The organism is Bdellovibrionales bacterium (assembly GCA_041662785.1).
Taxonomy (GTDB): Bacteria; Pseudomonadota; Alphaproteobacteria; order UBA9219; family UBA9219; genus UBA8914.
Window position 1 is genome coordinate 49,561 of the sequence record JBAZRW010000004.1, and the last position, 12,905, is coordinate 62,465.

At 53.8% G+C, this 12,905-nt stretch carries 12 protein-coding genes and 1 pseudogene; 9 read left to right on the top strand and 4 right to left on the bottom strand.

What is annotated here, in order from left to right:
- Positions 1–7: 7 nt before the first annotated feature.
- From WC612_04625 to ubiG, 3 genes and pseudogenes are all read right to left on the bottom strand, one after another.
- Positions 8–349 (bottom strand): hypothetical protein, encoded by a 342-nt coding sequence (locus tag WC612_04625; GenBank protein ID MFA6280056.1) that lies wholly within the window; start codon positions 347–349, stop codon positions 8–10.
- Between the two features lie 194 nt (positions 350–543).
- Positions 544–741: pseudogene (gene rpmB, locus WC612_04630) on the bottom strand (50S ribosomal protein L28).
- 153 nt (positions 742–894) lie between these two features.
- A complete protein-coding gene (gene ubiG, locus WC612_04635; GenBank protein ID MFA6280057.1) occupies positions 895–1,629 on the bottom strand; it encodes a bifunctional 2-polyprenyl-6-hydroxyphenol methylase/3-demethylubiquinol 3-O-methyltransferase UbiG in 735 nt (244 codons plus the stop codon).
- A 90-nt stretch (positions 1,630–1,719) separates the two neighbouring features.
- Here ubiG and WC612_04640 point away from each other — a divergent pair, with 90 nt between their 5' ends.
- The 3 genes from WC612_04640 to purH all read left to right on the top strand — a co-directional run bounded on the left by WC612_04640 (position 1,720) and on the right by purH (position 5,706).
- Positions 1,720–2,955 (top strand): aspartate kinase, encoded by a 1,236-nt coding sequence (locus WC612_04640; protein MFA6280058.1) that lies wholly within the window; start codon positions 1,720–1,722, stop codon positions 2,953–2,955.
- Between the two features lie 107 nt (positions 2,956–3,062).
- Positions 3,063–4,082 carry a nitronate monooxygenase gene (locus WC612_04645; protein MFA6280059.1) on the top strand — a complete coding sequence of 340 codons (1,020 nt, stop codon included), beginning with the start codon at positions 3,063–3,065 and terminating at the stop codon, positions 4,080–4,082.
- A gap of 40 nt (positions 4,083–4,122) precedes the next feature.
- The gene (gene purH / locus WC612_04650; GenBank protein ID MFA6280060.1) at positions 4,123–5,706 is read left to right on the top strand and encodes a bifunctional phosphoribosylaminoimidazolecarboxamide formyltransferase/IMP cyclohydrolase; all 1,584 of its coding nucleotides are present in this window, start codon (positions 4,123–4,125) and stop codon (positions 5,704–5,706) included.
- Here purH and WC612_04655 read toward each other — a convergent pair.
- On the bottom strand, positions 5,703–6,176 hold the full coding sequence (locus tag WC612_04655; GenBank protein ID MFA6280061.1) for a hypothetical protein: 474 nt from the start codon (positions 6,174–6,176) through the stop codon (positions 5,703–5,705). The genes purH and WC612_04655 overlap by 4 nt on opposite strands.
- A 414-nt stretch (positions 6,177–6,590) precedes the next feature.
- On the opposite strand from WC612_04655, the gene WC612_04660 reads away from it, so the two are divergent.
- From WC612_04660 to clpX, 6 genes are all read left to right on the top strand, one after another.
- Entirely contained in the window at positions 6,591–7,388 is a 798-nt protein-coding gene (locus tag WC612_04660) for a nuclear transport factor 2 family protein (GenBank protein ID MFA6280062.1), read from the top strand.
- Between the two features lie 99 nt (positions 7,389–7,487).
- A complete protein-coding gene (locus WC612_04665; GenBank protein MFA6280063.1) occupies positions 7,488–7,937 on the top strand; it encodes a hypothetical protein in 450 nt (149 codons plus the stop codon).
- A gap of 78 nt (positions 7,938–8,015) precedes the next feature.
- Positions 8,016–8,669 carry a LysE family transporter gene (locus WC612_04670; protein ID MFA6280064.1) on the top strand — a complete coding sequence of 218 codons (654 nt, stop codon included), beginning with the start codon at positions 8,016–8,018 and terminating at the stop codon, positions 8,667–8,669.
- Between the two features lie 24 nt (positions 8,670–8,693).
- Entirely contained in the window at positions 8,694–10,517 is a 1,824-nt protein-coding gene (typA, locus tag WC612_04675; protein ID MFA6280065.1) for a translational GTPase TypA, read from the top strand.
- Between the two features lie 398 nt (positions 10,518–10,915).
- Positions 10,916–11,566: an ATP-dependent Clp endopeptidase proteolytic subunit ClpP gene (clpP, locus tag WC612_04680; GenBank protein MFA6280066.1), complete on the top strand. Its 651-nt coding sequence runs from the start codon at positions 10,916–10,918 to the stop codon at positions 11,564–11,566.
- A 72-nt stretch (positions 11,567–11,638) separates the two neighbouring features.
- Positions 11,639–12,898 (top strand): ATP-dependent Clp protease ATP-binding subunit ClpX, encoded by a 1,260-nt coding sequence (gene clpX, locus WC612_04685; protein MFA6280067.1) that lies wholly within the window; start codon positions 11,639–11,641, stop codon positions 12,896–12,898.
- Positions 12,899–12,905: the final 7 nt, after the last annotated feature.

Consider the following 12,905-nt stretch of genomic DNA (forward strand, 5'->3'; position numbering starts at 1 on the left):
GCCTTTCTTATGCTGCTTCCACATGCTGCGCGGGATCAAAGGTCGGCGTGGTGGCCATGAAAAGCACCATATTGCCATTCCATGCGAATTTTTCTTTATTTTCGATAAAAAGAACATCGCCCTTGGTAAAGGCGGTTTCTTTGTCCGTTGTGATCAGCGTGCCAGAGCCTTCCAGCACATAGACAAGCTCTTTACATTTTTGATTGATGACAAAGCCTTGTTCGGGATAGCGCCCCTTGATTACCGCCACGCCACTGCTGATTTCCCGATCATGCGTTTCGTATTCATGGATGGTCACATGGCTGAGCGGCTGGAGGGTGATCCGCTGATTCTCTTTAATGATTTCCATTGAGGACATTCCTTTTGGGGGAGGGAAGGAATTATAAAAAAAGGCTCGCCGGTTGGCGAGCCTTTTTAAAAGCATAAAGCAAAGGAAGCTTACGCAGCCTTGGTGTTGGCAACGGCCACTTTCTTTTCCATGGCTTTGCGAATCTTCAAAACATCATCAGACAGGCGGCTTTTGCGAGCGCCCAAGACCCAAGCGTCGATCCCGCCATTGTGTTCAACCGTGCGGATGCCGCGAGCGGTTAGGCGCAACGTTACGGCCTTGCCCAAGATGTCGGATGGGAATGAGCAAACTTGCAAGTTCGGCTGCCAACGGCGGCGATTCTTGTTGTTCGCGTGACTAACGCTGTTTCCAAATTGCGGCTTCTTGCCGGTTACGCTGCATACACGTGCCATGTTTTCCTCGGCGGGAGTGTCCCGCAATCTTCAAAAGGTGAACCCAAAAAAAGCAACGCTGCCGCCAGCCCAAAACCGGCGCAGTGATCGCTTAGAGCGGCGATTTATAGGGGGCGAGGCCGCGTGAGTCAAGCTTTCCTGCTCTCTTTTTTGCTATTCCTGCTTTTTGCCCGTCATAAAATAGTTAATGGCGGTTTTTTCTTTTCTGATCGCAAAGTGCCGTGACAGGGGATTCAGGGCAAAGCCCGTGCAATCAAGGGGTTTTATGGAATGCTCTTCCCAAAGCGCGGCAAGCTCGGACGGTTTGACAAAGTGATCCCAATCATGGGTTCCGGCGGGAATCCATCCCAAAATGTACTCGGCTGCCACGACGCCTAGCAAAAAGCTGCGCTTGGTGCGGTTCATCGTCGCGACGATCACAAGGCCATTGGGTTTAAGAAGGGTGGACACAGCGGTCATAAACGATTTGATGTTGGGGACATGCTCAACGATTTCCAGTGCAAGAATCACGTCGAAACGTTCCTTGGCTTGGGCGAGACCTTCTGCCGTGTTTTGGCGGTAGTCGATGGACAAACCAGCCTGATGGGCATGATCTTTGGCGATTTCGATGGCCTCGGGCGAGGCATCGATTCCCACCACGTGGTAGCCTTGGGTGGCCATGGCCTCGGCCATTAAGCCCCCGCCGCAGCCGATATCAAGGACGGACAGCGTGGCCGCTTTCTTTTTTAGGAAGGCCGCATCAATTTGATTGCAGACATACTGCGTTCTTAAAGGCATCAGGTCATGCAAAATGCGAAAAGGGCCGTGCGGATTCCACCATGCGTGTGCTTGCGCCGAGAACCTTTCGACATCGTCCGCGCAGACGCTGGATAAAAAAGCTGTGGACATTATGGCCCTGAAAGCAAAAAGGAGGTTGGAAAACGCGTTCTTTGTGCCATAACATAAGCCTCTTCATCATAGGAAAACAAGGGTAGAGCCATGGCTCTTTTGGTAGTGAAATTCGGCGGCACATCCGTCGGCACGATAGAGCGGATCAAAAACGCCGCCAGCAAAGTTGCCGAAGAAGTGCGCCGTGGGCATAAGGTTGTCGTCGTTGTCTCGGCCATGGCGGGCGCGACGGATCAGCTTTTGGCCTATTGCCGCAGTGTCACGCCGCATCCCAACCCGCGAGAGATCGACGCGATCGCGGCGACGGGTGAGCAGGTTTCTGCGGGGCTGATGGCCTTGGCTTTAGAGCAGCGCGGCCTGAACGCCCGCTCGTGGCAGGGCTGGCAGATGCCCTTGCTGACCGATAATGATCACACCAAGGCGCGGATTTTAGAAATTAACACGAAAACCATGAAAGAGCGCCTTGATAAAGGTGAAGTTGCTGTCCTTGCGGGCTTTCAGGGCATTGGCGAGGATGGCAGCATCACAACGCTGGGGCGTGGCGGCTCGGACACGTCGGCTGTTGCGCTGGCTGCTGCATTGGGCGCGGATCGCTGCGATATTTATACGGACGTGGACGGCGTCTATACGGCGGATCCGCGCATTGTAAGCGATGCGACGAAGCTTTCGAAAATATCGTATGAAGAAATGCTAGAACTGGCGGCTCTCGGTGCCAAGGTTCTGCAAACGCGCTCCGTCGAAATGGCGATGCGTTATCGCATGCCGATCCAAGTGCTCGCAACCTTTGCCAACAAATTCGGCAGCGATCTGCCTGGCACTCTTGTAACCGATGAGGATGAAACTATGGAAAACAATCCTGTTACGGGCATCGCCCATTCTTTGGGGGAGGCGCGCATTACTTTGGCTGACGTTTCCGATAAGCCGGGGGTGGCTGCTGCCATTTTTAATGCTTTGGCGCAGGCAGGAATTAATGTCGGCACGATTGTGCAAACGGGCTCCCAAAACGGCCATACGACGGATCTGTCCTTTACTGTGCCGCGTGGCGATCTTGAAAGAGCCGAGGAAACTTTAAAGGCCGAGCAAAGCGCTGTAGGGTTTACGGCCCTTTTGGCGGATAAGGATATTGCCAAAATCTCGCTCGTTGGGTTGGGGATGCGGACGCGTCCGGGTGTGGCCGCGCTGATGTTCAAGACGTTGGCGGAAAAGGGCGTTAATATCCAGTCGATTGAAACATCTGAGATCAATATCAGCGTGCTGGTCGCCGCCGAGTATCTTGAGCTGGCGCTGCGCTCCTTGCATAAAGCGTTCGGGTTGGATAAGGAGTAAGCGCTTGTTGACAGTTTCTTCTACGGCTTTGGCTTTTTGCCGTAGCGAGATTGTGATCAGGTTCTAGTAACAAAATTGTTTTGTCATCACACAGGTGAATTGATCCCATGGTAACTATTTCTTCCCGTTTAAAGCCGCTCATGCAGCGTGGCTGTGATTTTCTGGGCACAAAGCTGGCCGTGATGGGCGGTGCGATGAGCTGGGTGTCTGAGCGCAATCTTGTCGCCGCGATTTCCAATGCGGGTGGTTTTGGCGTTTTGGCCTGCGGCTCGATGACGCCTGACCTTCTTCGTACAGAGATTCAAGGAACAAAGACCCTTACCCGCCTACCTTTTGGCGTGAACCTGATCACCATGCACCCGATGCTTGATGAGCTCATCGATGTGTGCCTTGAAGAAAAAGTCGGCCATATCGTTCTGGCGGGCGGCGTGCCTTCGGCTCCCGCCATTAAGCGCATCAAAGACGGCGACGCGAAGGTGATTTGTTTTGCTCCTGCTTTGTCTCTTGGTAAGCGCATGATCCGCAATGGCGCCGATGCCCTCGTGATTGAGGGCATGGAAGCGGGCGGCCATATTGGCCCCATCAGCACCACGGTGCTGGCGCAGGAAATCCTGCCCGAATTGCACGATAAAGTGCCTGTTTTTGTCGCGGGCGGCATTGGGCGCGGTGAAGCTGTCGTGTCCTATTTGGAAATGGGTGCAGCGGGTGTGCAGTTGGGCACGTTGTTCGTTTGCGCCACCGAATGTATTGCGCACGAAAACTTTAAGAAGGCCTTTATCCGTGCCGCCGCGCGGGATGCCGTGCCGACACAACAGATTGACCCGCGCTTTCCCGTCATTCCCGTTCGCGCCATCGTTAACGAAGGCACGAAGCTCTTTATGGAAAAACAGCGCGAGGCGATTGTCAAGTTTGACTCGGGCGAACTCACCAAAGAAGCGGCGCAGCTGGAGATTGAACATTTCTGGGCGGGCGCATTGCGCCGCGCAGTTGTCGACGGTGACATTGAAAACGGCTCGGTCATGGCGGGGCAGATTGTTGGTTTGGTCAAGGAAGAGCAACCTGTTGAGACGATCCTTACCGAACTCGTCCGTCAAGCCGAGCAGGCGCTGTTGCACCGAGAGTTGTAAGACACGTCAAACGATCCGTTTTTCTTCTAAGGAATCCCCCATGCCTGAATCCATCAAAATTACCCGTGCGTTGATCTCTGTTTCCGATAAGACGGGTCTTGCCTCTTTGGGCAAAGATTTGGCGGCGTTGGGGGTCGAAATTCTCTCCACGGGCGGCAGTGCCGAGGCCTTGCGGCAGGCGGGCGTGCCCGTGGTCGAGGTCGGCGATTACACGGGCTTTCCTGAAATGATGGATGGGCGCGTCAAGACATTGCATCCCAAGATTCACGGCGGCCTTCTGCAGGTGCGTGATAATGACAAGCATCTGTCCGAGGCCAAGAAGCACGGCATTCCGCCCATTGATCTGGTGGTTGTCAATCTGTATCCGTTCCGTGAGACGGTAGCAAAGGGTGCGGACTTTGAAACGTGCATCGAGAATATCGATATTGGCGGGCCCGCGATGGTGCGCTCGGCCGCGAAGAACCACGCGTTTGTGACGATTGTCACCGATCCCGCGCAATATGACGTTCTACGGGCCGAGCTGCGGGATAATCGTGGCGGCACGACGCTGCCCTTCCGCAAAAACTGTGCGGCGGCGGCCTATGCCCATACGGCCAGCTATGATGTGGCTGTCAGCGGTTGGTTTGCGCAGCAGCTTGGGCAAGAGTATCCCGACACGTTGACGGTGTCCGCTTCCTTGCGCCAATCTTTGCGCTATGGCGAGAATCCTCACCAAACGGCAGCCTTTTATACGACGGATCTGTCACGCCCTTCGATTGCTACCGCGATTCAGGCGCAGGGCAAGGAGTTGAGCTATAACAACATCAACGACACCGATGCGGCGTTTGAGCTTGTCAGCGCGTTTACGGACTTGCCCGCAATTGCGATCATCAAGCACGCCAACCCTTGCGGCGTCGCGGTGGCCGATGATTTGTGTGAGGCTTATAAACGCGCTCTTGCCTGCGACAGCACCAGTGCCTTTGGCGGCATTATCGCGTGCAACCGTCCTTTGGATGGCAAGACGGCGGCCGAAATTGTCAAGATTTTTTCGGAAGTCGTGATCGCGCCCGATATGGACGACGAGGCGAAAGAGATTCTGGCGACAAAGAAAAACGTGCGCGTTTTGCTGACCCGCACTATGCCCGATCCTTTGGCTAAGGGGCGTGTGATGAAGTCCGTGACGGGGGGGCTGCTTGTGCAATCGCGTGATAACCTGATCCTCGATAAGGCCGCTTTGAAATGCGTGACCAAGCGCCAGCCGACTGAAGCCGAAATGCGCGATATGATCTTTGCCTTTACGGTGGCCAAGCATGTGAAGTCGAACACCATCGTTTATGCCAAGGATATGGCAACGGTGGGTATCGGCGCGGGGCAGATGAGCCGCGTGGACAGCGCTCGTATCGCGGCGCGTAAGGCGCAGGATGCCGCGACGGCCTTGGGCCTTATGCAGCCTTTGACCAAGGGCTGTGCGGCGGCATCGGACGCTTTCTTCCCATTCGCGGATGGCCTTTTATCGGCGATCGAAGCGGGCGCAAGCTGCGTGATCCAGCCGGGCGGCTCTATTCGTGATGAGGATGTGATTGCGGCGGCGGATGAGGCTGGCATCGCCATGGTGATGACGGGAATCCGACACTTTTATCATTAGGCGAACATGTCGTCGATTTTGCTTTGATCAAGGGCGACGGTATAGCCGTGAACGATGGCAGCGCCGTCATCAATCATGCCCTGCAACTCCATAGAGTGCAGGTTGGCCATGTCTTTAAATTTATCCATTTCATCGGCCTCCATTGTTTGACGGAGCCTTAGGCGCGTTTCAACGATGAGCATGCTCATTTGCGTTGCGATCTTTTCAAAGCGTTCGCGCAGCTCTGGGGGCGAAACCTCATAACACTCAATTGCCAAGGGCGCAAAACCAAGGCCACTTTCCATGAAGTGCTCACGGTAGGTTTTAAAATCCCACTTGTCGATGTCGTCCAGAAGTTCGGGCATATCGCCAGCCATGCCAAGCATCATAACCACTTCGTTGAAGTGGTTGAAGTAGTCCGTGGACAAAAGTGAGCGGGGATCGATGTTCGTTCCCTCAACGCGCTCTTTATATTGTTCTAAAGAAGTCATGGCGGCTCATTGTGAGGGAGCAGGCCTAAGAATTAATTAAAAATAGGATGAATGGAGCGCGAAGAAAGCAAAATTTCTTCGTTTCTTTTTGATGTAGAAAGGGGTCCATATAATAATAGATATTTTAATGAAGCAGCAAAATCGAAACATTAAAATAAATAAAAACAGAATGTAATTCCGTTAAGAATAACAATCTATAATAAACAATGTTATAGCAGGTTTCTCTATACAAAGGCCATACATCTATTGTTGTATTGTGTTAAGACAAGGCTTCTTTTCTTTAAAAAGGGACGGTTTTTGTGTTTTATATTGAGCGCGCTCTAACGGCTTGAAAAAAATGTACGAAATCGCAACGACCCGTGCTAAACCTAGAGTCGGAAAGACTTTTGGCAAGCTCACGATTCGAGGCATGTTATGGCGACGGTAAAAAAGAACACGGCAAAACCGCAAAAAACGGCCACGGCTAAAGCCGCTCCTAGGCCGCCTGCAAAAACAGGTGCGGGATCGAAAAAGAGCGCTGTGCCTGCCCAAAAGAAAAGTGTGGTTGCCCCCTCTTCTGCCAAGGGATCTTCTTCCCCCGTGATGCGGCCTGTGGCCAGTCCGGCAACAGCGCGGTTGCCCGCCACGATGCAGGCCGTTGTTGATAAAAACGAAATTGGTGAGGTGATCTACCGTTTTGCAAGGGGGCTTGATCGCATTGACGAAACGCAATTGCGCTCGGTTTTCCACCATGACGCGACTATTGATTTGGGCCCAGGGATGTTTCAAGGCACATCCAACGATTACATCCATTGGGTTGTTGGCGTGATGGGGCAGGTTCGCTCCTCCCATCATTTGATCGGCAACATTCTCCCGATGCTGGAGGGCGACGTGGCTTTGGTCGAGTCTTATGCTACCGCCCATTTCCGTATGGATAAGCCAACGGGGCGTGAGGATGTGTTTATGGGCAGTCGTTATCTGGATCGCTTTGAGCGCCGTCCTTCGGGCGCGGCAGGTGTCTGGAAGATTATGCATCGTAAGCAGGTGCTTGATTGGGTGCGTACCGAGGCGGTGGCAGATATTTTCTATCACCAAAACCCCGACGCGCTGTGGAGCTATCGCACTAAGACGGATCCTTCCTATCAAATGGCGCAGTTTCCGGGCAGTCAGTCGGGCAGCAAGCTCCCCGCGTTCCTTGGTCGCCGTTATGAGACCAAGAGCGTGAAGTTTTAAGAATCTCTGACAACCCATTAACTATAAAATATCGTTCTGAAAGTAATTGCGTCTTGCTATGTCTCCGCTGTGATTTTTCAGGTTTTTATGGAGAAGACAATGGACAAGAAAGAAAACATGACAGTCGATTATTCGTTAACCGTGCCTTTTATTAAGGTCATCGATGTTCTGACGGCTGGCCTTCAGTTTTTTGCAGGGAGAGCCATGGGCACGAAAGAGATGACGAAGACAGACTATGCTTTAACGGGCGCTACCATTTTGGCCATTGCGGCTTTAGCGACGAGCCATCAGTTTTACAATGCCTATGTTGAGTTAAAGCCTGTTGAGGCGGAATTTAAGGCCGCCCAGATGCAAATTAACGGTTATGTGAAGGAAACAGGGCAGGGGCAATGGAGCTGTTTAGAGAAGGGGCAGAAAGTCACCTATGATGGCCAAGTTGTTAAGAGAGATGAGCCCTTGCGCCAACTCATTGATAAAGGGATTAAAGAAGGCACTTGCCGCGCTAGTCTTACCGTGAAGCCGTCGTTGAGCACGCCCGCCCCGTTATAACCCGATGCTTTTCCTTGCCATCCTGTCGCCTGTCTGCCATAAGCTGCCCGCTAGGGGTTTCAGGGGATAGTCGTCTTGTTGGGTGATATCGACGTTTTTTTGCGCGGCCTTGGTCTTGGCGTGATGGTGGCGGCTCCTGTAGGGCCGGTTGGTCTTTTGTGTATCCGGCGCACGATTCAAAAAGGTCTTTTGGTGGGTTTTGCCTCTGGCTTTGGGGCCGCTTTTGCCGACGCGTTTTTCAGCGCGTTGGCGGCGTTTGGTGTCACAGCGATTACGGACATCCTACAGACCTATAACGACCCGATCCATGTGATTGGTGGGGCGTTTCTTGTTTTTGTGGCGTGGCATACTTGGCACGACAAGCCACGCGCTGCCGATACGAAAGAGGTTGAGAAAAAGTACCTGCAACGCGTTCATCTCAAATTGGGCGGTGCGCTTAAGGCGATGGCGACAAGTTTTATCATCACCCTAACAAATCCGGCGACGGTGTTTGGTGTGATGGCGGTGGTGGCGACGTTTGGTGGATTGAAACACCGCCTAGAGGCGGGGGTAATGATTGCGGGGATTTTTGCGGGATCGTCGCTGTGGTGGTTGATGTTGAGTGGCGGGGTGGCTTTGTTGCGCAACCGCTTTACTGAGCAGCGTGTGATGGTGCTGAATCGTGTGACGGCGGCGGCGTTGGGGCTGATCGCTTTCTGGGCGTTTTGGGCAGGCTTGAAGAACTTTTTATAATAAGAAAGATGAAAGAGAAAGACAATGAAACTTCGTAACATCGCCATTATTGCGCACGTTGACCATGGGAAAACGACGCTTGTGGACGCTCTTTTGCGTCAATCCGGCGTCTTTCGCGACAACCAACAGGTTGCCGAGTGCGCGATGGACAGCAACGACCTAGAGCGTGAGCGCGGCATCACCATTTTGGCGAAATGCACGTCGATCATGCACGGCGATATGCGTATCAACATCGTTGACACCCCCGGACACGCCGATTTTGGCGGCGAGGTGGAGCGCATTCTGTCGATGGTCGATGGCGTTGTTCTTTTGGTGGACGCGGCCGAAGGCCCCTTGCCGCAAACGAAGTTCGTGGTGTCGAAGGCTTTGGCGATTGGCCTGAAGCCGATGGTGATCATCAATAAGGTTGATCGTCCTGACGCACGCGTTAATGAAGTGCATGATGAGGTTTTCGACTTGTTCGCCGTTCTTGACGCGACGGATGAGCAATTGGATTTTCCGACGCTGTTCGCTTCGGGTCGTCAGGGTTGGGCTGTTGAAAAGTTAGAAGATGCCACGAAGGAAGATAAGGATCTCACGCCGCTTTTTGATCTGATTCTCAAGCATGTGCCGGCTCCGGTTGTTGATCCTGATGCGCCGTTTACGATGTTGGCCACGCTGCTTGAGGCCAATCCCTATCTGGGCCGTTTGCTGACGGGTCGCATTCAGTCGGGTCGCATTAAACCCAACATGGCGATCAAAGCGATGCGGCACGATGGCACGCTCGTTGAAACGGGCCGCATTACCAAGATTTTGGCTTTCCGTGGGCTGGAGCGCGTCGCGCTTGAAGAGGCCGAGGCGGGGGATATTGTTTCTATTGCTGGTTTGAGTAAGGCGACCGTGGCCGACACGTTGGCCGATGCTGTGGTGACCGAGGCGCTGCATGCACGGCCCATCGATCCGCCGACGATTGCGATGACCTTTTCGGTGAATGACTCGCCGCTGGCTGGAACCGAAGGCGATAAGGTGACAAGCCGCATGATCCGTGACCGTTTGATGCGTGAGATCGAGGGCAACGTCGCCATTCGCGTGAACGAAACGGATCAAAAGGACAGCTTTGAGGTTGCAGGCCGTGGCGAGTTGCAGCTGGGCATTCTTATCGAGACGATGCGCCGCGAGGGCTTTGAGCTGACAATCAGTCGCCCGCGCGTTTTGTATCAGGAAATCGATGGCCAAAAGATGGAGCCGATTGAGGAAGTGCAAATTGATGTTGACGATCAATTCTCGGGCAACGTCGTGAGCAAAATGTCCGAACGCAAGGCTGAGCTGACAGACATGCGCCCTTCGGGTGGCGGCAAGGTTCGCCTTACCTTCCTCGCTCCGGCACGCGGCCTTATTGGCTATCACGGCGAGTTTTTGTCGGACACACGCGGGACGGGCATGATGAACCGTCTGTTCCACAGCTATATGCCCTATAAGGGGCCCATTCAGTCGCGCCGCACGGGCGTGATGATCTCGAACGCCAAGGGCGATGCCGTGGCCTATGCGATGTGGAAGCTGCAAGATCGCGGCCCCATGATCATCGTACCGGGCGTCAAGGTCTATGAGGGCATGATCATCGGCGAGAACAGCAAGGACAATGATCTGGACGTGAACGTGCTGACCGGCAAACAGCTGACCAATATGCGCGCTTCTGGCAAGGATGAAGCCATCCGCCTGACCCCGCCCCTGCAACTCACCCTTGAAAAGGCTATTGCCTATATCAACGATGATGAGTTGGTGGAGGTTACGCCCAAGACCATTCGTCTGCGCAAGCGCTACCTTGACCCCAATATGCGTAAGCGTATGGCCAAGAAGTCGGACGACTAAACATACTGAAAACAGTTCAAGCGTTGGCTAACGGCAAAAAAACAAACGGGATCCCCGCTTTCCCCCTACGCTGCTTCGCAGCTTCGGCGCGACAGGTCGCGGGGATGACGATAGAGGGTTAAAACTAAACACACATCCTGTCATTCCCGCGAAAGCGGGAATCCCGTTTTCTTTTGATTTTCTTGTCCTATTCTTCCAACTCTTGAAGTGTGGCATAGGTAAGAAAAAGGACTGACAGAGCCTCTTGCCCTGCCTGCGTGCGGGCTGCTATGCTGGCTCTTGTGGATCGCGTTCGTATGATTCATAATCATTTTGGCGGCAGGGCTCTGTCCTTTCGCTATCCTCTGGTTGTCAACCGTTCCTCATCATCCTGTTCCTTGTAAGGGGGCTTTTTACCTATGACCTTCGCCGACAAACACCCCACGGAAGTTCTCGCCAATCTGGTTCCCATGGTCATTGAGCAAACCTCGCGCGGGGAGCGTTCATTCGATATTTATTCCCGCTTGCTGAAGGAGCGCATCATTTTTCTGATGGGGCAGGTGGATGACCATATCTCTAGCCTTGTGTGCGCCCAATTGCTGTTTTTGGAGTCCGAGAACCCGAACAAGGAAATCTCAATCTATATCAATTCGCCGGGCGGCGTGGTGTCATCGGGCTTGGCCATGTATGACACGATGCAATATGTCAAATGCCCTGTCTCGACGGTGTGTATGGGGCAGGCATGCTCCATGGGCTCGCTTTTGCTTTGCGCGGGCGAAAAGGGCAAGCGTTTCTCGCTGCCCAACAGCCGCATCATGATCCATCAACCGTCAGGCGGCGCACAGGGCCAAGCGACGGATATTGAGATTCAGGCGCGTGAGATCCTTAAGCTGCGTGTTCGCCTGAACGAGATTTATGTTAAGCACACGGGGCAGACGCTTGACGCCATTTCGGCGGCTGTGGAGCGTGATAACTTTATGTCGGCGGATGAAGCCAAGGCCTTTGGGTTGATCGATGAAGTCGTGAACAAGCGCCCTGAAGCGCCAGAAGGTGAAAAAAAGGCAGCCTGAGGGGTTCTTAATAATCAGGTAACCAACGACCGTTAGGGTGGCTTGAGTTACCGTTTGAGGGAGTAAGTCGTTATGACGACAAAGAGCAGCGACACGAAAAGTACTTTGTACTGTTCATTCTGTGGCAAAAGCCAACACGAGGTTCGCAAGTTGATTGCGGGGCCGACGGTGTTCATTTGCGACGAATGCGTTGAGCTTTGCACGGACATCATTCGCGAAGAAAGCAAAACGACGTTGGTGAAGTCGCGCGATGGCGTGCCTGTTCCCAAGGATATCAAGGCCGTTTTGGATGATTATGTGATCGGGCAAGACCACGCCAAGCGCGTGCTCTCGGTTGCCGTTCACAACCATTATAAGCGCCTTGCGGCGGGGGCGCGCAGCGGCGAGGTTGAGCTGGCCAAGTCCAACATCCTGCTTCTTGGGCCCACGGGCTGCGGCAAGACGTTGCTTGCGCAAACGCTGGCGCGGATTATCGATGTGCCCTTTACGATGGCGGACGCCACGACGCTGACCGAAGCCGGTTATGTCGGTGAGGACGTTGAGAACATCATTCTGAAATTGCTGCAAGCTTCCGACTACAATGTCGAACGCGCACAGCGCGGCATTGTCTATATCGATGAGATCGATAAGATTAGCCGCAAGTCCGATAACCCTTCGATCACCCGCGATGTGTCGGGCGAAGGCGTGCAGCAGGCCTTGCTGAAAATCATGGAAGGCACAGTAGCTGCCGTTCCGCCGCAGGGTGGGCGCAAGCATCCGCAGCAAGAGTTCTTGCAGGTTGATACGACCAACATCTTGTTTATCTGCGGCGGCGCTTTTGCGGGGCTGGACAAGATTATCTCGGCGCGTGGGCGCGGCTCCTCCATCGGGTTTGGCGCGGATGTGCGCGGGCCGGATGAACGGCGTCAGGGCGACATTTTGCGTGAGGTTGAGCCGGACGATCTGCTTAAATTCGGCCTGATCCCAGAGTTTATCGGGCGTTTGCCCGTTTTGGCGACGCTGTCGGATTTGGATGAATCGGCCTTGGTCGATATCTTGACGACGCCGAAGAACGCTATCGTCAAACAGTTCCAGCGGTTGTTTGAGATGGAGAATATCTCTTTGGATGTGACGGAAGACGGCCTAAGCGCTATCGCGCAGAAGGCCATCATCCGTAAGACGGGCGCGCGCGGCCTCCGCTCGATCATGGAAGGCGTTTTGCTGGAATCCATGTTCGATCTTCCCGGATCGGAAGGCATCGAAAAGGTTGTGGTCAACCGCGATGTCGTTGAGGGTAAAGCCAAGCCCATCGTCGTTCACGCCGAGCCTAAGGCAGCCGAAGCCAGCGCTTAATCAAAGA